This is a genomic window from Terribium retamae, assembly GCF_022347545.1.
GTDB lineage: Bacteria > Pseudomonadota > Alphaproteobacteria > Rhizobiales > Rhizobiaceae > Mesorhizobium > Mesorhizobium retamae.
Window position 1 is genome coordinate 46,478 of sequence record NZ_JAKREW010000021.1, and the last position, 20,992, is coordinate 67,469.

The following is a 20,992-nucleotide window of genomic DNA, read 5'->3' on the forward strand; positions in this document are numbered from 1 at the left end:
ATGCCTTATTCCCCTACTGCCGTGATCGGCGGTTGCAGGAACCTCGCCACCATCGTGGTGATGAGCTTGCGGCTCTCCTCGAAATCGATGTCGGAGGCCATCAGTGGTAGCATAGGGGCGGCATCAAGGATCGCCACCAGCACAGCGCTGGTGTGACCCGGATCGAGGTCCGGGTCGACTTCGCCGCGTTCCTGCCCTGCCTTCAGGGTCCTGGCCAGGAGTGCGCGAATGCCATCGGTGTTGTCCTTCAGGATGGCGTGGATATTCTCGTTGCGGCCTGCCTCGGCCAGCAGTTCGAACAGGATGCGGCAGTGGGAGAGGGCATCCCAGCCCTTCATGCTCCACAGCTCCGACAAAAGCACAGTCGCCGTGCTCGCACCGTCTTCGTGGGCGTTGAAGTGGCCATGGAGTTCCGCCAGATAGTCGTTGGCCATCGCCTCGACGATGGCCTCTTTGCTCGGGAAGTAGTGATAGAGATGGCCCGGGCTCATCCCGGCCTCCTTGCAGATCATCGAGATTGAAGCACCCTGCAGCCCATGCTGCAGGAAGCAGCGGTGCGCGGCGGCCAGAATCTCCTGCCGTTTCCCTTCATGCTGTTCGTGAACGAGCTTGCGTGCCATCGGCTTCCCGAAAAATCTTAGAATGATCGCTCTATTATATCTTGACGTCAGCGCAGTGATAAATAGAGTGATCGCTCAATCTATTATGGAAAGACTGCCGCGTCCAGGTCCTGGCGAGGCGACGCCCAGCCTTTCCACGAGGTGTGAAATGAAGAAAACGCTTCCATCCCTGCGGCGCTGAACCGTCGCGGATTCCCAGGAGACATCGTCCATGAATGATCCCGTAGTGTCGGCCGGTTCGGCCGACCCCTTTAATGCGTCGGTAGGACAGGCGGACAACTGGTCTGACTTGTTATCCGGCAGGCATCTTGCCATCGTGCTGGTGATGGCGAGTGGTGTTCTGCTTTATGCGATGAACATCTATTTCACCGCCGCGCTCATGCCTTCCATCGTCGCCGATATAGGTGGCCAGCACTATTATGCCTGGGTGACGACAGCCTTTGTCATCGCAGCCATCATCGCCTCGCTTTTCGTCAGCCGCCTTCTCGACAGCCGCGGCCCAGCCTTGGCCTATGTGATTGCCTTCGTCACCTTTGCCGTTGGCGGCGCCGCCAATGCCGCAAGCCCGACCATGGAACTGCTGATCGTCGCCAGGGTCCTGCAAGGCCTGGGCGGCGGCCTGCTGGCCGGGCTCGGCTACGCGGTCATCCGCGCCGCGCTGCCGGACCGGCATTGGGCCAGGGCGACCGGCGTCGTCTCGGCCATGTGGGGCGTGGGCACCCTGGTCGGCCCGGTGCTCGGCGGTGTCTTCGCGGAATTCGGGCTCTGGCGCTGGTCCTACGGCGCGCTGGCGGTGTTCGCATTGCTGTTTGCGATCGTTGCGCAGCGCTCGTTCGCCGGCAAGGCAGGCTCCGGGCAGCATACGCCGGTGCCCGTCGCCTCGCTCATCCCGCTGATCCTGGCCATCGTTGCCGTAAGCCTCAGCGCCGTGGTGCCGATCGGCTGGCCGACTTTCGGGGCGGTTGCCATCGGCCTTGTCCTGCTCTTCCTGTTCGTTATGGTCGAGCGGCGCTCGCACAACACGCTTCTGCCACGCCTGACTTATCGCCGCGGCAACACGCTGAAGTGGGTCTATCTCACCGTCGCGGCACTCAGCGCCGGCGTTATGGTGGAAAACTTCATTCCGTTCTTCGGCCAGAAGCTCGCAGGGTTGAGCCCGGTGGTCGCCGGACTGCTCGGCGCGGTGCTCTCCCTGGCCTGGGTCGTCGCCCAGCTTTTCATCGTCTCGGTCTCGTCCGAAACGGCACGGCGTCGCGCCATCCGTTTCGGTCCCTTGCTGCTGACGGCAGGGCTGATCGCCTATGGCCTGCTGCAAGCAGAAAGCGCCGATCCGACAGTGGCTGCGATCTGGGCGGCGGTTCTCGCACTGGCCGGCATCGGCATCGGCCTCGCCTGGCCGCTGCTCGGCGTCGCTGCGATGAGCAGCACCAGCGATGCCGCTGAAGGGGGCAAGGCGGCTGCCGCGATCACCATCACGCAGCTTATCGCCTTCTCGATCACCTCGGCGCTGGCCGGCACGCTGATGGCGGCGGGCAGAGACTCGGTCGTGGATGCGGCGCGCTATGTCAGTTTCGGCATCGCCCTGCTGACCCTGTTCGGCATCTTCGCCGCAGGCATTGCGACGCGAAAGCAGCGGTGATGCCTGAAGTCTGCATCGGTCGCCGGAGATGATCTGCGGCGGCCGGCTTTGCTTCGCCGCGGCCTATTGCTCAGCCGTGTAAAGCAGACGTGTCGTCGAACCGGTGGGGTTCAGCGCCCGCTGCAGCAGCGCTTCGGCATGGGCGTTGCGCTGGCGAGCCGAATCCGCGCCCATCACGACGACCACGAAGCGTTTTCCGCCGGCATCGTAGGAGGTGACGATGTTGAAGCCGGAAGCGCGGATGTAGCCGGTCTTGATGCCGTCGACGCCATACACGTTCTTGAGCATCTCGTTGTGCCCGCGGATCAGCTTGCCGCGGAACAGGAAGTCCGTGTCCGAGAAATAATGGTAGTGCTGGGGGAAGCGCGCCCGCAGCGCCAGGCCGAGCACCGCCATGTCGCGCGCCGTCGTCTGCTGGCCATCGTCAGGCAGGCCGGATGCATTGCGGAAGGTGGTCGAGCGCATGCCGATCTGGCGCGCCTTGGCCGTCATCGCAGCGGCGAAACCTTCCTCCGTACCGCCGAGATATTCCCCCACCGCGACGGCAACGTCATTGGCGGACTTCACCACCAGCGCGCGGATGGCGGTGTCGACGTCGATCGTCTCGCCGGGCCGGAAGCGCAGTTTGGTCGGCGGCTGCGAGGCGGCATTGGCCGAGACCGGGATCTGGGTCTCCTTGCCGATACGGCCGCTCTCCAGCGCCTCGAACATGAGATAGAGCGTCATCATCTTGGTAAGCGAGGCCGGATAGCGCAGCGAAGTCGAATTGACCTCGAACACTTGAGCGCCCGTCCTGGCGTCGACGACGATGGCTGCGTATTTCTGCTCCTTCGCCGGCACCGAAAGCACCTGCTCGGGCGGTGTCGCCGTCGTACAGCCGGCCACGAAAGCCACTGCGGCCAGGGCGACGAGATATTTGCGGGCGAACGCGAACAGGTGCGAGACTGGCAGGGTGGGCATTCCGAGGTGGGCTGACTAGATGCGCTGAGATTGCGCGGACCCTAGCGGAGCCGGCACACGCCGTCCATTCGCATCGGCTGATTCTCGCCGTCAGAATGTGCTTCCGGCGTGTGTTTCACACGATTTTTTGCGGGAAAAGCCGAAAGAGCCGTGTTTCGGCGCCGAAATCTCTTCCTGGCGCTTTCTGACAGCCCGTCTCCATATGTGATCGGCGGAGCGGATCGCCGCCATGAGCGGCGTCCGTTTTCAACGAGGGGCCTTGTGCAGATTCAAGCCGTTAGGCCAGGTTTGCACCGCAGGACGCATGCAGGGCACCCTGCCGGTCAAAAGGAGGATTGGCAGTGGAAAAGCCGAGGCGCAGAATGCTTGCGCGCCGCGCGGCCTGTTCTTATATACGCCGCAACCGTGCGGGCCGCCCTGAAATGCGGACTGGCGCGGAATTTCTGTGAACAGGGGCTTTCGCCGGAACGCCTGACAGGGTCCTTGAAAGCCTGCTTAGTGGAGAGACTAGATGGCAAAAGTAATCGGTATCGACCTCGGGACGACCAATTCCTGCGTCGCCGTGATGGATGGCAAGGACGCGAAGGTCATTGAAAACGCGGAAGGCGCGCGCACCACGCCTTCGATCGTCGCCTTCAGCGGCGACGGCGAACGCCTCGTCGGCCAGCCGGCCAAGCGTCAGGCGGTCACCAATCCTGAAAACACCGTCTTCGCGGTCAAGCGCCTCATCGGCCGCCGCTATGACGACCCGGTCACCGAGAAGGACAAGAAGCTTGTCCCCTACAAGATCGTCAATGGCGACAATGGCGATGCCTGGGTGGAAGCCGGCGGCAAGAAGCAGTCGCCCTCCCAGATCTCGGCCATGATCCTGCAGAAGATGAAGGAAACGGCGGAAGCCTATCTCGGGGAGAAGGTCGAGAAGGCGGTCATCACCGTTCCGGCCTATTTCAACGACGCCCAGCGCCAGGCCACCAAGGACGCCGGCAAGATCGCCGGCCTGGAAGTTTTGCGCATCATCAACGAGCCGACCGCTGCGGCGCTCGCCTACGGCCTCGACAAGAAGGATGGCAAGACCATTGCCGTCTATGACCTCGGCGGCGGCACCTTCGACATTTCGGTCCTCGAGATCGGCGACGGCGTCTTCGAGGTGAAGTCGACCAATGGCGACACCTTCCTCGGTGGTGAAGACTTCGACATGCGTCTGGTCGAGTACCTGGCGGCCGAGTTCAAGAAGGAACAGGGCATCGACCTGAAGAACGACAAGCTTGCCCTGCAGCGCCTCAAGGAAGCCGCAGAAAAGGCCAAGATCGAGCTGTCGTCTTCGGCGCAGACCGAAATCAACCTGCCCTTCATCACCGCGGATGCTTCCGGTCCGAAGCACCTGACGCTGAAGCTCACCCGCGCCAAGTTCGAATCGCTGGTCGACGACCTGATCCAGCGCACCATCGAGCCGTGCAAGGCAGCCCTCAAGGATGCCGGCCTGAAGGCTGGTGAGATCGATGAAGTCGTTCTGGTCGGCGGCATGACCCGCATGCCGAAGGTCCAGGAAGTCGTGAAGCAGTTCTTCGGCAAGGAGCCGCACAAGGGCGTCAACCCTGACGAAGTGGTCGCACTCGGCGCCGCCATCCAGGCCGGTGTTCTGCAGGGCGACGTCAAGGACGTGCTGCTGCTCGACGTGACCCCGCTTTCGCTGGGCATCGAGACGCTGGGCGGCGTGTTCACCCGCCTGATCGAGCGCAACACCACGATCCCGACCAAGAAGAGCCAGGTGTTCTCGACCGCCGAGGACTCGCAGAGCGCGGTGACTATCCGCGTCTTCCAGGGCGAGCGTGAAATGGCGGCCGACAACAAACTGCTCGGCCAGTTCGATCTGGTCGGCATTCCGCCGGCTCCGCGCGGGGTGCCGCAGATCGAGGTCACCTTCGACATCGACGCCAATGGCATCGTCAACGTTTCGGCCAAGGACAAGGGCACCGGCAAGGAGCACCAGATTCGCATCCAGGCTTCCGGCGGTCTGTCGGACGCCGACATCGAGAAGATGGTCAAGGACGCCGAGGCCAATGCCGAGGCCGACAAGGCCCGCAAGGCGCTGGTCGAGGCGCGCAACCAGGCCGAGGCTCTGGTCCATTCGGCGGAGAAGTCGCTGAAGGATTATGGCGACAAGGTCTCCGAAGCCGACCGCACCGCGATCGCCGATGCGATCGCTGCGCTGAAGACGGCTGCCGAGGGTGACGATGCGGCCGAGATCGAGGCCAAGAGCCAGGCGCTGACCGAAGCTTCGATGAAGCTCGGCCAGGCCATGTACGAGGCTTCGCAGAAGGAAGCTGCCGAGGCCGACGCCAAGGCGGATGCCGCCAAGGATTCCGATGTGGTCGACGCCGATTTCGAGGAAATCGACGACAAGGACGACAAGAAGAAGTCCGCTTAAATGGCCTGAGGGCCAAAAGCCCAGAAAAGCCCGGCGTCAAGCCGGGCTTTTTTGCAACCATGCACCAGAAAAAATGCAGCGTTTCCTTGCCGGTACTGGCATTTGCGCCGCATCGTTACTAAATCGGAGACCGGTCTTTAGACAACTGGTCGAAACAATGCGCTTAGGACGTTGGCCTTTGCTTGAGCCATCGGTCAGCGGGATTGGAACAGGCTATCGATGAAAGCTGATTTCTACGAAACGCTTGGCGTACAGAAGGGCGCCGACGAGAAGGAGCTCAAAAGCGCCTTCCGCAAACTGGCCATGCAGTTCCATCCCGACCGCAATCCCGGCGATGCCTCTTGCGAGCACAAGTTCAAGGAAATCAACGAAGCCTACGAGACGCTGAAGGACCCGCAGAAGCGTGCGGCTTATGATCGTTTCGGCCACGCCGCCTTCGAGAATGGCGGCATGAATGGCGGTGGCGCCGGCTTCGCCGCCGGCGGCTTTGCCGACATCTTCGAGGACATCTTCGGCGAGATGATGGGTGGTGGTCGCCGCCGCAACTCCGGCGGGCGCGAACGCGGCGCCGACCTGCGCTACAATATGGAGATCAGCCTCGAAGAGGCCTATTCCGGCAAGACGGCGCAGATCCATGTGCCGGCATCGCTTTCCTGCGACGAATGCTCGGGTTCCGGCGCCAAGCCGGGCACGCAGCCCGTCACCTGCTCGATGTGCCATGGCCACGGCAAGGTGCGTGCCAGCCAGGGCTTCTTCTCGATCGAGCGCACCTGCCCGCAGTGCCAGGGCCGGGGGCAGACCATCAAGGATCCGTGCCCGAAATGCGCCGGTCAGGGACGCGTCACCGAGGAACGCTCGCTTTCCGTCAACATTCCTGCCGGCATCGAGGACGGCACCCGCATCCGGCTGGCCGGTGAAGGGGAGGCGGGGCTGCGTGGCGGTCCTTCCGGCGATCTCTACATCTTCCTGGCCATCAAGCCGCACGAGTTCTTCCAGCGCGATGGCGCCGATCTCTATTGCAAGGTGCCCATCTCGATGACGACGGCAGCCCTCGGCGGTTCCTTCGAGGTGACGACGCTGGATGGCAGCCAGACACGCGTGAAAGTGCCGGAAGGCACCCAGAACGGCCGGCAGTTCAGGCTGAAAGGCAAGGGCATGCCGGTATTGCGCCAGCCGCAGATCGGCGATCTCTATATCCAGACCGCAGTCGAGACGCCGCAGAACCTGACCCGGCGCCAGCGCGAGCTTCTGGAGGAGTTCGAACAACTTTCGTCGAAGGAAAACAGCCCGCAATCGAGCGGTTTCTTCTCGCGCATGAAGGATTTTCTCGAATCGTTCGGTGAACGTTAGAGCGACGACAAATTCTGTCTTGTCCACGACATTGGTGGACGTTTGCCTTGCCTACCCCTACGTAACTGGTAAGTAGCGTTTACACAGCGGGTCCGGGGGGAGCCGGTCAGGAGGCCTTGATGGGACGTGGTCCGGGACTGAGGAAATCGCTCGCCGAGAAGTTCGACGACGAACTCAAATTCTTCAAGGGATGGATCGACAAGCCGAAGGCTGTCGGCTCCATCGTGCCGACGAGTTCGGTCACCGCCCGCAAGATGGCGTCTGTCATCGATACGGCATCAGGCCTGCCCGTGCTTGAGGTGGGCCCTGGGACCGGGGTCATCACCCGCGCCATCCTTGAGCACGGCGTGAAGCCGGAAAACCTCTACGCCGTCGAATATTCGCATGATTTCGTGGAGCATCTGCGGCGCCTCTATCCGGGCGTGAACATCATCGAAGGCGATGCCTTCAACCTCAATGAAGCGCTCGGGGAGCACAGCGGCCTGACCTTCGATTCGGTGATCACCGGCGTGCCGCTGCTCAATTTCCCCGTCCCCCAGCGCATCAGCTACCTCGAAAGCCTGCTCGACCGAATTCCGGCGGGTCGGCCGGTCGTGCAGCTGACCTATGGCCCGATGTCGCCGATCCCGCCCGGACGCGGCAATTACACGGTGGAACATTTCCATTTCGTGCTGCGAAACATCCCGCCCACGCGGTTGTGGATCTATCGACGTCCAGCGAATTAGCGCTCAGCCAACCCGTTCGAACGTGTCGGCATTGATCGTCATGGCACGCCACCAGTTTGTCTGGCTGGACTCTGCCGGTGCGCCTTCTCGGGCAGCACCCAGCGCCCGGTCGGTCGCCACGAACCACAGTGTCTCCAGGCGTCCGTCGCGGAGCAGGCCGGTATAGGAGACAACCACATCGCCGGCCAGGCCAGTGCCTGCAGAAGCGAGATTGATGCAGTTGCCTTTGTGGACGCCGACGAGCGGCACCGTCTGCCCGTAGAACGCGCTGTCCTTCAACGCGGTTCGGAACGAGCCCTCTATCTTGCCGTTCGCCTCGCTCGCAATCTCCACGACCGATCCGAACTGATTTTTCCAGATACCTATCCAAGACATTCCCGCACCTCCATCCGATGCACCTGGGTTTAATCCAGGCTCCTGCCGGAGGTTCCAGACGATACCGACGGCAACAGGAAGCCGGTGGCGGAGATGGCAAGAATTTAAAGGCTCAAACAGATCGCCCCCGCCGCAACCACGATGCAGGCGGCAAATCGCCGGATTGTCAGCCTCTCTCCGAGAAACCCCCAGCCGATCAAGAGCGCGAAGACAACGCTGGTTTCCCTCAGTGCCGTGATCGGGCCCGCCGGGGCGAGTGCGAATGCAGCGACCACCGAACCATAGGCAATCATCGCCACGAGGCCGCCAGCGAGCGCCGTGGCCTCGTCACGCGAACGGAAATCCAACGAAAGCCGGCCGCGGATCAAGACGTAGACGGATGGCAGAAGCGTCCCGTAGATGACAAGCACCCAGGCCGTGTAGGCGGTGCTGTCGCCGGACAGCCGAACACCGACCGAATCGACCATCCCATAGCCGGCAACGATCGTTCCCGTGGCGATCGCCCAGGCAATAGAAGCCGTGGTCGCGCGATCCCGCCCCAGCGACAAACTCATTATGCCAAGTGCGACGAGCAGGACGCCGGCAACCTGGTAGGCGGTCAGCGTATCGCCGGTCAGGAAGAAGGCGCCGAACGTGACAAGCAGCGGTACTGTCCCGCGCACGATGGGGTAGACTTGACCAAGATCGCCGTGGCGATATGCGGTGACAAGAAACAGGCTGTAGCCAACCTGGAGCAGGGCCGAAAAGAGGATGTATCCCCATGCGGATGCGGCCGGAAGGCTCAAGAACGGGACACAAGCCAGTGCGATGGCCGTGCCTGCCAGACTCATCACCGTCACCGTGCACAGCCGGTCCTTACCGTTGCGGAGAAAGGCGTTCCAACTGGCGTGTAAAACCGCCGCGAACAGCGCGAGCAATATGGCGGCCGTGCTCACAGCGGTATCCCGGCATCCTGTTGGAGAAGGAGTGCCGCGGTTCTTCTTGCATTGTCGATTGCGTCCTCACCTTTGCCGAGCTGCGCCAGCAGCGTGGCACCCTCAATCAGCGTCAGAAACGCCGTTGCCAAGTTCGAAGCAGAATCCGGATCGAGATCAGCCCGCAGGATGGTCGCCATATAGTCCTGGAGTTCGGCCTTCTGCTTGGATGCCGCCGCAAACACCGGATGTGAAGGGTCACTGAACTCGGCGATCGCATGTGCAAAGAGGCAGCCATGGAAGTCCGGACTTTCGAACCAGCGGCCATACCAGTTGAAGATCGCCATGATCTTGCCGGATGGTGTGGTTTCAGCCTCGATCATCCGGTCGAGCTGGCTTTGGAATCGCCTTGCCCGCCAGTTCAGCACCTCGGCAATCAGATCGTCCTTCGTTGGGAACTTCCGGTACATCGTCATCTTGGCGACGCCGGCTTCGGCTATGATCCTGTCGATACCCGTCGCATGGAATCCGTGCCGTTTGAACAGACTGTAAGCTGTCTCAACGATCGTTTGATGTTTGGACTTTGCAATCTGAGGGTCTTCAGTGCCCTGGATCATGATAGAGACAGGTCTGTCTCATTTTTTGATGAATGTCAACGGTCGTATTCGAAGCGGGAGGCTGCTTTGAGTGTGAGCAGCGTTGCGTTTTTCTGACACGGCGACACCTTCCGTGCGAAACGCTTGAAGAACTCCAAGCCCCACATCTTCGGTCTCGCGATCGGATGGGTCGCCGGGATTTATGTTCGGCTCGAAGCGTCCCCTTGATTCCGCGGCGGCATCGCCTATAGCTGCCGGACGGCAAAGGAGCGCCATGCCGTGATTCCCAAGATCCTTGTCTTCGCGGGTTCGATCCGCAGCGGTGCCTTCAGCGGCAGGACGGCCGATGTCGCGCAGAAGGTGCTGGCCATGCAGGGCGCGGACGTGACCCGTATTTCGTTGGCCGATTATCCGATGCCGATCTTCGACGAGGACATCGAGAAGGAAAGCGGTATCCCCGAAAACGTCATCAAGCTGGCGCGTCTGCTCGGCGCCCATGACGGGCTCTTGCTGGTGACACCGGAATACAACGGCTCCGTTTCGCCGCTCCTCAAGAACGCCATCGACTGGGTGAGCATTGTGCGTCATGACAATGGCCGGCAGTTGAAGCCGATGGCCGGCAAAGCGGTTGCGATATGCTCGTCATCGAAGGGCCATTTTGCCGGGGTGCGCGCCATCAATCATCTGCGCGCAATTCTGCTTCGCTGCCATATGGACATCGTCACCCCTGAATGCTCGGTGCCGAATGGCGCCAGTGCTTTCGATACGGGTGGCGATTTTGTCGATCAGAAGCTTCGCCACGCCATGGAGCTAGTGGCGCAGGCGCTGATCGAGCGGGCTCGCATTTCATCAACGAGGGGAACGGTATGAACGATATGCGCGACAGGCTGATCGTCGGCCTCGACATTCCAACCGTGGCCGAAGCCGAGAAGGTGGTGAAGGAGCTCGGCGACACCGTGTCCTTCTACAAGATCGGCTATCAGCTCGCCTTTGCCGGCGGGCTGGAGTTTGCGCGCGATCTGGCCGCCGACGGCAAGAAGATCTTCCTCGACATGAAGCTGCTCGATATCGACAACACGGTCGCCAAGGGCGTCGAGAACATCGTCAAGATGGGCATGACCATGCTCACTCTCCACGCTTATCCGAAGACGATGCGCGCGGCGGTGGAAGCGGCCAAGGGCAGCGATCTCTGCCTGCTCGCCGTCACCGTGCTCACCTCGATGGACGAGCAGGACGTCATCGATGCCGGCTACGAATACGATCCGCACACGCTGGTGCTGCGGCGCGCCGAACAGGCGCTGTCGGCCGGCATGGGGGGCATCGTCTGCTCGGCCGAAGAGGCATCGGCGGTCCGCAAGGTCGTCGGTCCCGACATGGCGGTGGTGACGCCCGGTATCAGACCAGCCGGCGCCGACCGCGGCGATCAGAAGCGTGTCGTCACGCCGGCGGACGCCATCCGCAATGGCTCCAGCCACCTCGTCGTGGCGCGGCCGATCATCGGTGCGGTTGACAGGCGCGCCGCTGCCCAGGCTATCCTGGCCGAGATGGCGGCGGCTTGAGCCGCCCGAAACGTGAAGCTGCGGACGGAGACTGTTTATGGCCAAAGGATACTGGATCGCTCGCGTCGATGTGCGTGACGCCGAAGGCTACAAGGCCTATGTCGATGCCGCGAAACTCGCCTTCGACCGTTTCGGCGCAAAGTTCCTGGCCCGTGGCGGCGAGCACGAGAAGGCCGAAGGACAAGGCCGCGGCCGCAACGTCATCATCGAGTTCGAGAGCCTGAAGGTAGCGCATGACTGCTACCACTCGCCGGAGTACCAGCGAGCCGCAGCCATCCGCCAGAAGGTGGCGGACGGCGAAATCGTGCTTGTGGAAGGGATCTGATTTCGAACCGCTGCTTTCGATTGCGGGTTTCGTCGAATTTACAGCGCTGACTTCACATCGGTCTGTGCGAAGTCGGTACCGACATACATCTGTGCTTGCTGTGGCGGAACCTGCCGCCCTCAGGCAACCAGATCCGGCACTGGCCCGATGTAGCGCGACTGCGGCCGTATCAGCCGTCCCGTCGCCTGCTGCTCGCGGGCATGTGCAATCCAGCCGGCCATGCGCCCGGCAGCAAAGACGCAGGTGAACGCCTCTTCCGGGAAGCCTGCCGCTTCCAACAGCAAGGCGGTGTAGAACTCCACATTGGTCTGCAGCACGCGGTCGGGCTTGGCCCGCTTCAGTGTTTCGAGCGCAGCTTGTTCGACCGTCTCGGCGAAGGCCAGCCGTCGCCCGGCCGCGCCTTCTGGACCGATGCGGCGCACCACCGTCTTGAGAACGTCGGCGCGTGGGTCGCGCACCCGGTAGATGCGGTGGCCGAAGCCCATGATGCGCCGACCCTCGGCCAGTTCCTTGCTGAGCCAACCCGCAGCGTCGCCGGTCGCGGCGATGGCATCGAGCATTGCAATCACCGGCCCCGGAGCGCCGCCATGCAGCGGGCCCTTCAAGGCTCCGAGCCCGGCAAGCGCTACCGAGGTCAGGCCGGCCTGGGTCGAGGCAACCACGCGTGCGGCGAAGGTGGAGGCGTTGAGACCGTGGTCGCAAACGGTGACGAGATAGGTGTCGAGCGCGGCAGCCAGCTCCCGGTTTGCGACCGTGCCGGTGAGCATAGCGAGCATGTCTGCGGCGTGGCCTGCCGCGGCATTCGGGGCAACGACGTCAAGGCCCTTGCGCATACGCAGCAACGCCGGCGTCAGCACCGCAGGAGCCGCGATCAGGCGCAGCGCGTCCTCCAGCGTGTCGCCGTCCGGCATCAGCGCCGTACCGGCGCGCATGCCGTCATAGACTGAGGGCCCGGCAAGTGCCGGCAGCAGCGGCTTTACCCGCTCGAATACCTCAACGCGGGCGCGGCCAAGCCTCGCCGCCAGGGTCTTCTCGTTCGGCAGGTCGTCGAAGAAACCGTCGAAAAGCAGATGCGTCACGCCGGCGAAATCGCGCCGTCCGGCAAGATCACGCAAGGCGTGCCCTCGGATCGTCAAATGCCCGCCGAGCCCATCCACTTCCGACAGCACGGTTTCGGCGGCAACCACATCATCCAGTCCGCTTGTCATCGTCTTTGCTCCTTGACCAATTTCCGATCCGAGATAATGCTGTGGTTGATTGTCATCAATCTTGATCAATAGAATCAATATGAACTCATGGCTGACGCGGGACGAAGCGCTGGACAGGCTGGGCGTGCGTGCGCAAACGCTCTACGCTTATGTCAGCCGCAACCAGATCGGCATGCAGCCCGATCCGGCCGATCCGCGCCGCAGCCTCTACAGGTCTGAAGACATCGATGCACTCACCACCCGCCGGGCGCGCGGACGTCGCGTTGCCGCGATCGCGGAAAGCGCCGTGTCCTGGGGGGAGCCGGTCTTTGCCACTGAAATTTCCACCGTCATCCACGGCAGGCTGATCTACCGTGGCGAGGACGCGGTCGCCTTTTCACGCGACGCCAGCCTGGAGGAGGCTGCGCAACTTTTGTGGGCCAGTTCCGCCGCTCCGCGCTTTGCAACGTCGGGGGTACCTGCCGAGACGGGTGTCGCCCAGGCCTTTTCCATTCTCGCCGGCCTGGCGGCCAGGGGCCAGCCCTCGCCGGGGCGCAATGGCGCCGTCCTGCAGGCAGACGCCATGCCGGCCATCGCCGCTCTCGCCGGAGCGCTGGGCGCAGCACCTGGTGCCGAGCCGGTACATCTCAGGCTCGCGAAAGGCTGGCGGGTCGAGCCTGCGGCGGATGTGTTGCGCCGTGTCATGGTGCTGGTCGCCGACCACGAACTCAATGCCTCGGCCTTCGCCGCCCGCGTGGCCGCTTCGACCGGGGCGCCGCTCGTCGCCTGCCTGCTGGCAGGTCTCTCGACGCTTTACGGCCCGCGTCATGGTACGGCCGCCGATGCCGTCGCCATGCTGGTGGACGACGCAGCGCGGATCGGCGTACGCGCCGCAATGAGGCGCTGGATCGACCATGACCGACCGCTACCCGGCTTCGGCCATCCACTCTATCCCGGTGGCGACCCGCGCGCGGCGGCATTGCTGGCCGACATGAAGCTGGAACCCGAAATCGTCGAGCTGCGCCAGTCGGTGTTTGACGCCACCGGCGCCCTGCCGACGATCGATTTCGCGCTGGTGGCGCTGGTGCGATCCTATCGCCTGCCGGCCGATGCGCCCATTCGCCTGTTCGCGCTCGGCCGAAGCGTTGGCTGGACTGCGCACGCCATCGAACAAGTCATGTCAGGCAAGCTGATCCGGCCGCGCGCCCGCTATGAGGGGCCGCTGCCAGTCGATCACGGTCATTTTGAATGACCGTTGGCGCGTAAGCCAAGCGGCCTGGATGGGTCTAGAACAATTTGAACGGAAGGCCGGTAAGCAGCGCCTCCACATAACGCCGCCTCTGATAGTGGCCGTTGAGCGAGACACGCGGCAGTTGCGTCGGCTGGTTGAAGCTGTCCGCCGTCAGCACGCCGGGACGCGTGGTGACGGCCAGCTTGATGCCGGCCTTTGCAACCGCGTCGAATTCGCGCTGCGATATGGCGACTTTGGTGCCATAGGGATAGGCGAAGGTCGTTGGCCTGTAGCCCACATAGGCCTCGACGGCATCCATCGATCCGATGACCTCCTCGGCGAGCCGCTCTTCATCGACACGTGCCATGGCGATGTGGGTTTTCGTATGAGCCCCGAATCGGCAGAGCGGGTCGGCGGAGAGTGCCTTCAACTCCTCTGCGGTCATAATCAGCTGATCGACAATGGCGAGCGGGTCGATCATGCGCGACCGTGCAGCCCGCTCGACTTGCGCGACGGCTGCGTCCTCGTCGTTCGAGTGCACGAAATGGACGATCCGCTCATAGGCATCCTGTTTCTGGCTGAGCGTCTGCGCGGAAACCGTCTCGGGACCATGGCCGAAATCGAACTCGAACCTGTCTTTGGAGCGCGTCAGCACCTTGGCAGTTTCCCACCACATCGAGCGGGTGCGTTCGACGAAGCCCTTGGCGACGAAGATGGTATAGGGCACGCCATGCCGGCGAAACACTGGTGCTGCGTGTTCGGCATTGTTGCGCAGGCCGTCATCCAGCGTGAAGGCGGCGAAACGGCGCTTGTCCTTCGGGTCGGCAAGCAGGCGGGGCAGGTCATCCAGCGCCACCGGCGTCAGGCCTGTCTCGATACAGACGCGGATCGTCTGATCGAGGAATTCCGGCGTCACCGAAAGTGTAGCGATAGGGTCGAAGCCGCCGCGCCGCGCCGGGCGCACGTGATGCAGCGTGAAGATCATGCCCCGCCCCGCCGCTGCCGGCCACAGTGCCCCGGCTCGTGTCAGTGCCACGCCTTCGAGACCGGCGCGGATCGCGCCGTGCTTCAAGAATCTCTTGGCAGAGCCTTTCAGAGACATGCCGGGACCGCGCCTGCAAGGCAGATGGGATCAACGAAGCGGCCTTCCGATCCAGGATGGCGATGCACGGACATTCCTCGGCTCCGATAGACGCCCGCAGATTGCGGGCGATGGCCGATGCAGCGGCCGGAAGGAACTTATTCCGGCGCCAGTTAACAAACTGCCCGTAGGGACATTGATTTTCGGGGGGCGAGCGCCTTGACTGCAAGGCGATCGTATTGATCGCCTCAGCGGTATTTCATGTAGCCGACGAAGCCGGTGATGCGCCAGCGGTCGCCGTCATTGCGGCAGAAATAGAGGGTCTGCCAATTCAGCCGGTCGACGCCGCCATCGGCAAGCGGCACGGTGCCGTCGAACTTCTTGTGCGCCACCGCGACATTGCCGTTGATATCGATGCGGTTGAGCGTCACCGCCTTGAGCAGTGCCGACGGCAGCGGCTCGGCATAGGCGACCGAAGCGGATTCCGCGGCCTGGCGCAACCACTCGTCACGATAGGCTTCCAAGGTCGGGAAGGCGGCGTTCCAATCGTCCTGGTTGGGCGAATTGTGGGCATGGATGCCGAGGAAGCGCATCTCGTCGAAATCGCCGGCCACCATCGACCAGTCCTGCGCGGCGAAGGCTTCGAAATCGCGGGGCATCAGCATTTCCCAGATGAAGGCGCGATCCGCGTCGCCGGCAAATGGGTTCCTGGTATCAGTCATGGAGGCTCCGTTCGTCTGGAGAAGGGTTCAGGAGAGCTTGCCGCGTGCGGCGACTGGCAAAACGTCGACGACGCGATCACCGGAGACGAGATAGACCTCGTCGAACAGGTTGGTGACGACGCAGGCATGGTCCGGCAGCACGCGAACGCGATCGCCGACGGCAAGTGTGGCGCCGCCGGTCAGCTCGACCTTGCCATGTTCTTCGCTGAGCGCCGTCACGCGGGCGTCCGCAATGCCCACCAGTTCGCCATGGTCAGCCAAGCCGAGCAGGTCGCTGGAAAGCGCCTTGGAGCCACTGTCGAGGATGGCGCGGGTCGGTGTCGGCACCGAGACCACGGTTGCAAGCACGGTGAGCGCACAGTCGTCGGCCGTGGCCGCGCCTTTCTCGACCTGATAGCGGTCCATGTAGATGTAGGTTCCGGGCCGGTACTCGGTGACGATGGCTGCATCCTGCTTGCGCCACATGTCGGGTGTACCGCCGCTGGTCACAGTTTCGCAGGCAAGTCCCTGTTGCTTGAGCAGATCGCGCGCAGCGGCGAGCCAGGCCTCCGCTGCTTCAGGCGCGCCAGCGGCGGGGTAGGTCATCAGGCCGCCGAAAGCGAGGCCGGGTGCCGCATCGATCTGCCTGGCGAGCGTCAGGGCTTCCTGTGATGTCTGGACGCCGCAGCGCGCGGCGCCGGTGTCGCATTCCACCAGCACCTTGAGCGGCCGGGTCGGATCCGCGAAAACCTCAGCAAGACCGGCAATGGTCGCCGCGCTGTCGGCTGTCACCGAAAGGGTGATGCGTTTGTGCAGCTTGAGCAAGCGCTCCAGCTTCGCCTTACCGATGATGTTGTAGGGCAGGAAGATGTCGGTCAGCCCGGCATCGGCCATCACTTCGGCTTCGCCGATCTTCTGGCATGTGATGCCGGCAGCGCCTGCCTCGATCTGCTTCTTGGCAAAGAAGGGAAGCTTGTGCGTCTTGATGTGGGGCCGCAGCTTCACGCCAGCCGCATCGGCCGCCTTCTGCGCATTGGCGATGTTGCGCTCCGCACGGTCGAGGTCGATCAGCACGGCAGGCGTGTCGATTTCAGCAATGGTCTTGGGGCGAGCGGTCATAAGTCACCTGTGGATTGAAATCAGTCGCCGAGCGGCAGGCGCGGGTCAGCCACTTTCAGCGTGTACACGCTTTGCTTGATCCGGCGCAGATTTTCCAGCGCCTTGGGCCCGCGTGCTTCGGCCGTTGCGGTGGCGATGATGTCGAGGATGGCTAGCAAGGCGTAGCGCGAAGAGGTTGGCTTATAGATGTTGCCATCTTCGAGCGACTGGAACGGGATCAGTGTCTCCGCAGCTTTGGCCAGCGCTGAATCCGGCGGGGTGACGGCAATGGTGGTGGCGCCATATTGGCGAGCCACCTGGACAGCCTCGACTGTGGATCGCGCATAGCCCGAAACCGAGAAAGCCAGCACCGTTGTGTCGGGCGTCGCCACCGAGGCATACATGCGCTGCAACTGGCCATCGACTTGCGCCAGTGCGGAGAGCCCGAGCCGGAACAGCCGGTTCTGCATCTCCGTCGCCATCATCGAGGAGATGCCGCCGGAACCGATGCACAGGATGTTTCCGGAGACGGCGATGCGTTCAGCGACCTCGATCAGCTTCGGCATCGGCAGCATGGCGATGGCACGCTGGATGGCGGCGATTGCCGCTTCGGTGATGGCTGCAGCGATGCGCTGGTCGCGCACATCGCTGCCGGGTGGTTCCGCCGACAGATACTGGCCGCCGATAGCGATCGCCTGGGCGAGGTAGAATTTGAAATCGCGCAGGCCGTCGCAGCCGAGATTGCGGCAGAAGCGGGTGACGGTGGGCTCGCTGATGCCCGCCCGCGTGGCAATTTCAGAGATCGCTGCCTTGGAGACGAAGTCGGGATCGGACAGCACCATGCCCGCCAGCCGACGGTCCGACTTGGTACCGTCCTGGGCCATCATCTGCAGGCGTGTGATGATGTCTGCCGGGGTCTTCACAGGGGCAGGCCCGTTGCCGTGTCGAACAGGTGGATGTTGCCGGGCGCGACGCTGACCGGCAGCTGGTCGCCGGGCTTCACCGCAATGCGGTCGCGGAACACTGCTCGGATGGTGTCGTCGCCGATCGCACCATAGACATGGGTTTCCGAGCCGGTCGGCTCGACCACGTCGATGCGCAGATTGACGGCGCCGGCGCCGCCGACGATGAAATGCTCCGGGCGGATGCCGGCTTCGACAGTTCCCGAAGCGTCGTGTCTACCGGCAAGTTTCAGTTTGCCGCCCCCAGATGGCTCGAACCAGACACCGTCCGATGCTGGCTTGAGCGCGCCGGACACGAAACTCATCGAGGGTGAGCCAATGAAGGAGGCGACGAATTTGTTCGCCGGCTTGTCGTAGAGGTCGAGCGGCTTGCCGACCTGCTGGATACGGCCCTTGTCCATCACCACGATGCGGTCGGCCATGGTCATCGCCTCGATCTGGTCGTGCGTGACGTAGACGATGGTGGATTTGAGCCGCTGGTGCAGCGCCTTGATTTCGGTGCGCATCTGCACGCGCAACTGCGCGTCGAGATTGGAAAGCGGTTCATCGAACAGGAAAACGGAGGGCTCGCGCACGATGGCGCGGCCCATGGCGACGCGCTGGCGCTGGCCGCCGGACAGCTGGCGCGGATAGCGGTCGAGATAAGAAAACAGGTTGAGGATGCTGGACGCCTTCTTGACCTTCTCCTCGACCACCGGCGCGCTTTCGCCGCGGATCTTTGGCCCGAAGCCGATATTCTGTGAGGCCTTCAGATGCGGAAACAGCGCGTAGGACTGGAACACCATGGCGATGTTACGCTTCTGCGGCGGCAGGTCGTTGGAGCGCACGCCGCCGACGAGAAGGTCGCCGGAGGTGATCGTTTCCAACCCCGCCAGCATGCGCAACAGCGTGGACTTGCCGCAGCCGGACGGGCCGACCAGCACGACGAACTCGCCGCTGGCGATCTCCAGGTTGATGTCCTCGAGGATCTTGTGCTGGCCGAACGATTTCGACAGGTCTCGGAACGAGACGTCGGTCATGCCTAACCTCCCAATATGTCGTCGATGAAGGGCAGGAAGCCCGCCGTCAAGCCGGCATCGACCGGCATCACCACGCCGGTGATGCCCGAAGCGCGAGGCGACGCCAGGAAAGCAACAGCTTCGGCTACCTCGCGCGCCTCGACGATGCGGCCGAGCGGGTAGAGCCGCTTCAGCTTTCCGAGAACCTCGGGGTTCTTTTCGAGGCGATGATCCCAAGCTGCAGTGCGGATCGAGCCGGGGCATACGACGTTGGCGCGAACCCCGCTGCGGCCGAGTTCGACAGCCAGTGCCTTGGCATAGGCGTTGATGCCTGCCTTTGCCGCGGCATAGGCGGGATTGCCGAAATGCGCGATGGCGTTGACCGATGAAACGAAGACGACACTGCCGCTGCCACGTGCGGCCATCGCCTTGGTCAGCGGATCGGCGAAGGTCATGACGCCGGTGAGGTTGAGGTCGAGTTCGCGCTCGATGGTGGCCGCGTTGAGCGCCATAAGCGTTTCGGCGCGTGTCCAGCCGGCGTTGTTGATCAGGAGGTCGGGCACACCATCCCGCGCAACGATCGCGCTTGCAGCAGCCTCCATCTCCTCACGCCTCGTCAGATCGAAGACATGGCGGGAAGCAATCGCCTCGCTGCTCAGGGTATCGAGCGACTGGTCGCAGCCGACTACCCGTGCACCACGTTCGGCAAAGAGCGTCACCAGTGCCGAGCCCAGCCCGCCGCCGGCCCCGGTGATCACCACGGTCTTGCCCTGGAATTCCGTATTGGACATCGCCCGCGCCGTCTCCTCCACTCAAGGGTACCGAAAAAAATGTAATCAAAAATGTAATTAAGCAACAGAAAAATCCGCTTGAAAGGTGGATTTTCAGCGATAATGTAGGAAAGTAACATGAATGGCAAAAGCCGCGTGTTGCTGCTCGGGGTATTGATGGGCCCGCAATGACAATGGGAGACAATTTATGAAACTGGCACGATGGACTGCCGGCCTTCTGGCCGGGTTGAGCATGTTGGCGATGGCCGCGCAGGCCTATGCGGGCGAAGTGCGCGTGACCGTCGCGGAATACTCTTCGAAGACCGGCCCCTATTTCGAAGAGGTCAAGAAGGAGTTCGAGGCAGCCAATCCCGGCACGACGCTGAAATTCGAAGTGGTGCCGTGGGACGTGCTGCTGCAGAAATTGACCACCGACATCACCGCCGGCACCAATGCGGATCTCTCGATCATCGGCACGCGCTGGCTGATCGATTTCGTGCAGCAGGGCGTTGCCGAGCCGCTCGACGAATACATGACGCCTGACTTCAAGGGCCGGTTCATCGAGACCTTCCTGTCGCCCTCGATCATGGAGGGCAAGACCTACGGCCTGCCGATCGCCGCTTCCGCGCGCGCCATGTATTACAACAAGGAACTGTTCGAGAAGGCCGGCATCGCCAACCCGCCGTCGACCTGGACTGAGCTGCAGGAAGATGCCCGCAAGATCAAGGCGGCCGGCGCCTTCGGTTACGGCATCCAGGGCAAGGAGATCGAGACCGACGTCTACTACTACTATGCCATGTGGTCGTTCGGCACCGAGATCCTCAACAAGGATGGCTCGTCGGGCCTGAGTACACCGGGCGCGCTCGAAGCCGCCAAACTCTACAAGTCGATGATCGACGAAGGTCTGACCCAGCCGGGCGTCACCTCGATGAACCGAGAGGACGTCATGGCCCTATTCAAGCAGGGCAAGGTCGGCATGATGATCACCGCTCCCTTCATGATGAACCAGATCAAGGAAGAGGCGCCCAGCCTGAAATATGGCGTGGCAGCCATCCCGGCCGGCCCGACCGGCGCGCGCGGCACCTATGGCGTCACCGACTCCATCATCATGTTCAAGAACTCCAAGAACAAGGAAGAGGCCTGGAAGCTGCTCGACTTCCTCTTCTCGACCGAACAGCGCGCCAAGTTCACCCAGAACGAAGGCCTGCTGCCGGTGAACAAGGAAGAGGCGAAGATGGATTACTACACCAAGGATGCAGGACTGGCCGCCTTCACCGCGCTGCTGCCCGAGGCCCGCTTCGCTCCGGTCATTCCAGGCTGGGAAGAGATCGCGCAGATCACTTCCGACGCTGTCCAGAAGATCTATCTCGGCCAAGGCGAGCCGGAAGCCACGCTGAAGGATGCCGCCGCCAAGGCAAACGGCGTCCTGAAGAAGTAAGCCGGCTGCGTTGAGAGAAGCTGAACTGTTCGCGC

General features: G+C 62.8%; 21 protein-coding genes. 9 read left to right on the plus strand and 12 right to left on the minus strand.

Going from position 1 to position 20,992, the window contains the following annotated elements:
- Positions 1-5: 5 nt before the first annotated feature.
- Entirely contained in the window at positions 6-620 is a 615-nt protein-coding gene (locus tag L4923_RS19270) for a TetR/AcrR family transcriptional regulator (protein ID WP_239368067.1), read from the minus strand.
- A 211-nt stretch (positions 621-831) separates the two neighbouring features.
- Here L4923_RS19270 and L4923_RS19275 point away from each other — a divergent pair, with 211 nt between their 5' ends.
- Positions 832-2,259 (plus strand): MFS transporter, encoded by a 1,428-nt coding sequence (locus L4923_RS19275; RefSeq protein WP_239368069.1) that lies wholly within the window; start codon positions 832-834, stop codon positions 2,257-2,259.
- Between the two features lie 63 nt (positions 2,260-2,322).
- Here L4923_RS19275 and L4923_RS19280 read toward each other — a convergent pair whose 3' ends face one another.
- Positions 2,323-3,219, minus strand: a complete 897-nt coding sequence (locus L4923_RS19280) for a D-alanyl-D-alanine carboxypeptidase family protein (RefSeq protein ID WP_239368071.1) — start codon at positions 3,217-3,219, stop codon at positions 2,323-2,325.
- Positions 3,220-3,730: 511 nt separating this feature from the next.
- Between L4923_RS19280 and dnaK the strand changes: the two genes are divergently transcribed.
- The 3 genes from dnaK to pmtA all read left to right on the plus strand — a co-directional run bounded on the left by dnaK (position 3,731) and on the right by pmtA (position 7,722).
- Positions 3,731-5,647, plus strand: a complete 1,917-nt coding sequence (gene dnaK / locus L4923_RS19285; RefSeq protein WP_239368073.1) for a molecular chaperone DnaK — start codon at positions 3,731-3,733, stop codon at positions 5,645-5,647.
- 219 nt (positions 5,648-5,866) lie between these two features.
- On the plus strand, positions 5,867-6,997 hold the full coding sequence (gene dnaJ / locus L4923_RS19290; RefSeq protein WP_239368075.1) for a molecular chaperone DnaJ: 1,131 nt from the start codon (positions 5,867-5,869) through the stop codon (positions 6,995-6,997).
- 119 nt (positions 6,998-7,116) lie between these two features.
- Complete coding sequence (gene pmtA / locus L4923_RS19295; protein ID WP_239368077.1) at positions 7,117-7,722, plus strand: phospholipid N-methyltransferase PmtA; 606 nt, start codon at positions 7,117-7,119, stop codon at positions 7,720-7,722.
- Between the two features lie 3 nt (positions 7,723-7,725).
- Here the strand turns inward: pmtA and L4923_RS19300 are convergent, their stop codons facing one another.
- The 3 genes from L4923_RS19300 to L4923_RS19310 form a co-directional block, all read right to left on the minus strand.
- Positions 7,726-8,097 (minus strand): avidin/streptavidin family protein, encoded by a 372-nt coding sequence (locus L4923_RS19300; protein WP_239368079.1) that lies wholly within the window; start codon positions 8,095-8,097, stop codon positions 7,726-7,728.
- Positions 8,098-8,201: 104 nt separating this feature from the next.
- On the minus strand, positions 8,202-9,032 hold the full coding sequence (locus L4923_RS19305; RefSeq protein WP_239368081.1) for an EamA family transporter: 831 nt from the start codon (positions 9,030-9,032) through the stop codon (positions 8,202-8,204).
- On the minus strand, positions 9,029-9,628 hold the full coding sequence (locus L4923_RS19310) for a TetR/AcrR family transcriptional regulator (protein ID WP_239368083.1): 600 nt from the start codon (positions 9,626-9,628) through the stop codon (positions 9,029-9,031). The genes L4923_RS19305 and L4923_RS19310 overlap by 4 nt, the downstream gene beginning before the upstream one ends.
- 258 nt (positions 9,629-9,886) lie before the next feature.
- On the opposite strand from L4923_RS19310, the gene L4923_RS19315 reads away from it, so the two are divergent.
- From L4923_RS19315 to L4923_RS19325, 3 genes are read left to right on the plus strand one after another with little or no spacing between them, the layout of a single operon-like run.
- Positions 9,887-10,477 carry an NADPH-dependent FMN reductase gene (locus L4923_RS19315; protein WP_239368085.1) on the plus strand — a complete coding sequence of 197 codons (591 nt, stop codon included), beginning with the start codon at positions 9,887-9,889 and terminating at the stop codon, positions 10,475-10,477.
- Positions 10,474-11,166 carry an orotidine-5'-phosphate decarboxylase gene (pyrF, locus tag L4923_RS19320; protein WP_239368087.1) on the plus strand — a complete coding sequence of 231 codons (693 nt, stop codon included), beginning with the start codon at positions 10,474-10,476 and terminating at the stop codon, positions 11,164-11,166. Before L4923_RS19315 ends, pyrF begins: the two co-directional genes overlap by 4 nt.
- A 37-nt stretch (positions 11,167-11,203) precedes the next feature.
- Complete coding sequence (locus L4923_RS19325; RefSeq protein ID WP_239368089.1) at positions 11,204-11,491, plus strand: DUF1330 domain-containing protein; 288 nt, start codon at positions 11,204-11,206, stop codon at positions 11,489-11,491.
- Between the two features lie 119 nt (positions 11,492-11,610).
- Here L4923_RS19325 and L4923_RS19330 read toward each other — a convergent pair whose 3' ends face one another.
- Entirely contained in the window at positions 11,611-12,699 is a 1,089-nt protein-coding gene (locus tag L4923_RS19330; protein ID WP_239368091.1) for a citrate synthase/methylcitrate synthase, read from the minus strand.
- Between the two features lie 79 nt (positions 12,700-12,778).
- Between L4923_RS19330 and L4923_RS19335 the strand changes: the two genes are divergently transcribed.
- Entirely contained in the window at positions 12,779-13,930 is a 1,152-nt protein-coding gene (locus L4923_RS19335; protein ID WP_239368093.1) for a citrate synthase, read from the plus strand.
- Between the two features lie 34 nt (positions 13,931-13,964).
- Here L4923_RS19335 and L4923_RS19340 read toward each other — a convergent pair whose 3' ends face one another.
- From L4923_RS19340 to L4923_RS19365, 6 genes are all read right to left on the minus strand, one after another.
- Entirely contained in the window at positions 13,965-15,011 is a 1,047-nt protein-coding gene (locus L4923_RS19340) for a polysaccharide deacetylase family protein (protein ID WP_239368095.1), read from the minus strand.
- 227 nt (positions 15,012-15,238) lie between these two features.
- The gene (locus tag L4923_RS19345; protein ID WP_239368097.1) at positions 15,239-15,712 is read right to left on the minus strand and encodes a hypothetical protein; all 474 of its coding nucleotides are present in this window, start codon (positions 15,710-15,712) and stop codon (positions 15,239-15,241) included.
- Positions 15,713-15,739: 27 nt separating this feature from the next.
- On the minus strand, positions 15,740-16,810 hold the full coding sequence (locus L4923_RS19350) for a D-TA family PLP-dependent enzyme (RefSeq protein WP_239368099.1): 1,071 nt from the start codon (positions 16,808-16,810) through the stop codon (positions 15,740-15,742).
- A 20-nt stretch (positions 16,811-16,830) separates the two neighbouring features.
- A complete protein-coding gene (locus L4923_RS19355) occupies positions 16,831-17,712 on the minus strand; it encodes a MurR/RpiR family transcriptional regulator (protein WP_239368101.1) in 882 nt (293 codons plus the stop codon).
- On the minus strand, positions 17,709-18,770 hold the full coding sequence (locus L4923_RS19360) for an ABC transporter ATP-binding protein (protein WP_239368103.1): 1,062 nt from the start codon (positions 18,768-18,770) through the stop codon (positions 17,709-17,711). The genes L4923_RS19355 and L4923_RS19360 overlap by 4 nt, the downstream gene beginning before the upstream one ends.
- Before the next feature lie 2 nt (positions 18,771-18,772).
- The gene (locus L4923_RS19365) at positions 18,773-19,540 is read right to left on the minus strand and encodes an SDR family oxidoreductase (RefSeq protein WP_239368105.1); all 768 of its coding nucleotides are present in this window, start codon (positions 19,538-19,540) and stop codon (positions 18,773-18,775) included.
- A 187-nt stretch (positions 19,541-19,727) separates the two neighbouring features.
- On the opposite strand from L4923_RS19365, the gene L4923_RS19370 reads away from it, so the two are divergent.
- Positions 19,728-20,957 (plus strand): ABC transporter substrate-binding protein, encoded by a 1,230-nt coding sequence (locus tag L4923_RS19370; protein WP_239368107.1) that lies wholly within the window; start codon positions 19,728-19,730, stop codon positions 20,955-20,957.
- The last annotated feature ends 35 nt before the right edge of the window (positions 20,958-20,992 follow it).

Excerpts from the sequence above, each read along its gene's own strand:
- L4923_RS19270 (WP_239368067.1), bottom strand. The coding sequence starts at position 620 with ATGGCACGCAAGCTCGTTCACGAACAGCATGAAGGGAAACGGCAGGAG.
- L4923_RS19275 (WP_239368069.1), top strand. The coding sequence starts at position 832 with ATGAATGATCCCGTAGTGTCGGCCGGTTCGGCCGACCCCTTTAATGCG.
- L4923_RS19280 (WP_239368071.1), bottom strand. The coding sequence starts at position 3,219 with ATGCCCACCCTGCCAGTCTCGCACCTGTTCGCGTTCGCCCGCAAATAT.
- dnaK (WP_239368073.1), top strand. The coding sequence starts at position 3,731 with ATGGCAAAAGTAATCGGTATCGACCTCGGGACGACCAATTCCTGCGTC.
- dnaJ (WP_239368075.1), top strand. The coding sequence starts at position 5,867 with ATGAAAGCTGATTTCTACGAAACGCTTGGCGTACAGAAGGGCGCCGAC.
- pmtA (WP_239368077.1), top strand. The coding sequence starts at position 7,117 with ATGGGACGTGGTCCGGGACTGAGGAAATCGCTCGCCGAGAAGTTCGAC.
- L4923_RS19300 (WP_239368079.1), bottom strand. The coding sequence starts at position 8,097 with ATGTCTTGGATAGGTATCTGGAAAAATCAGTTCGGATCGGTCGTGGAG.
- L4923_RS19310 (WP_239368083.1), bottom strand. The coding sequence starts at position 9,628 with ATGATCCAGGGCACTGAAGACCCTCAGATTGCAAAGTCCAAACATCAA.
- pyrF (WP_239368087.1), top strand. The coding sequence starts at position 10,474 with ATGAACGATATGCGCGACAGGCTGATCGTCGGCCTCGACATTCCAACC.
- L4923_RS19325 (WP_239368089.1), top strand. The coding sequence starts at position 11,204 with ATGGCCAAAGGATACTGGATCGCTCGCGTCGATGTGCGTGACGCCGAA.
- L4923_RS19330 (WP_239368091.1), bottom strand. The coding sequence starts at position 12,699 with ATGACAAGCGGACTGGATGATGTGGTTGCCGCCGAAACCGTGCTGTCG.
- L4923_RS19335 (WP_239368093.1), top strand. The coding sequence starts at position 12,779 with ATGAACTCATGGCTGACGCGGGACGAAGCGCTGGACAGGCTGGGCGTG.
- L4923_RS19340 (WP_239368095.1), bottom strand. The coding sequence starts at position 15,011 with ATGTCTCTGAAAGGCTCTGCCAAGAGATTCTTGAAGCACGGCGCGATC.
- L4923_RS19345 (WP_239368097.1), bottom strand. The coding sequence starts at position 15,712 with ATGACTGATACCAGGAACCCATTTGCCGGCGACGCGGATCGCGCCTTC.
- L4923_RS19350 (WP_239368099.1), bottom strand. The coding sequence starts at position 16,810 with ATGACCGCTCGCCCCAAGACCATTGCTGAAATCGACACGCCTGCCGTG.
- L4923_RS19360 (WP_239368103.1), bottom strand. The coding sequence starts at position 18,770 with ATGACCGACGTCTCGTTCCGAGACCTGTCGAAATCGTTCGGCCAGCAC.
- L4923_RS19365 (WP_239368105.1), bottom strand. The coding sequence starts at position 19,540 with ATGTCCAATACGGAATTCCAGGGCAAGACCGTGGTGATCACCGGGGCC.
- L4923_RS19370 (WP_239368107.1), top strand. The coding sequence starts at position 19,728 with ATGAAACTGGCACGATGGACTGCCGGCCTTCTGGCCGGGTTGAGCATG.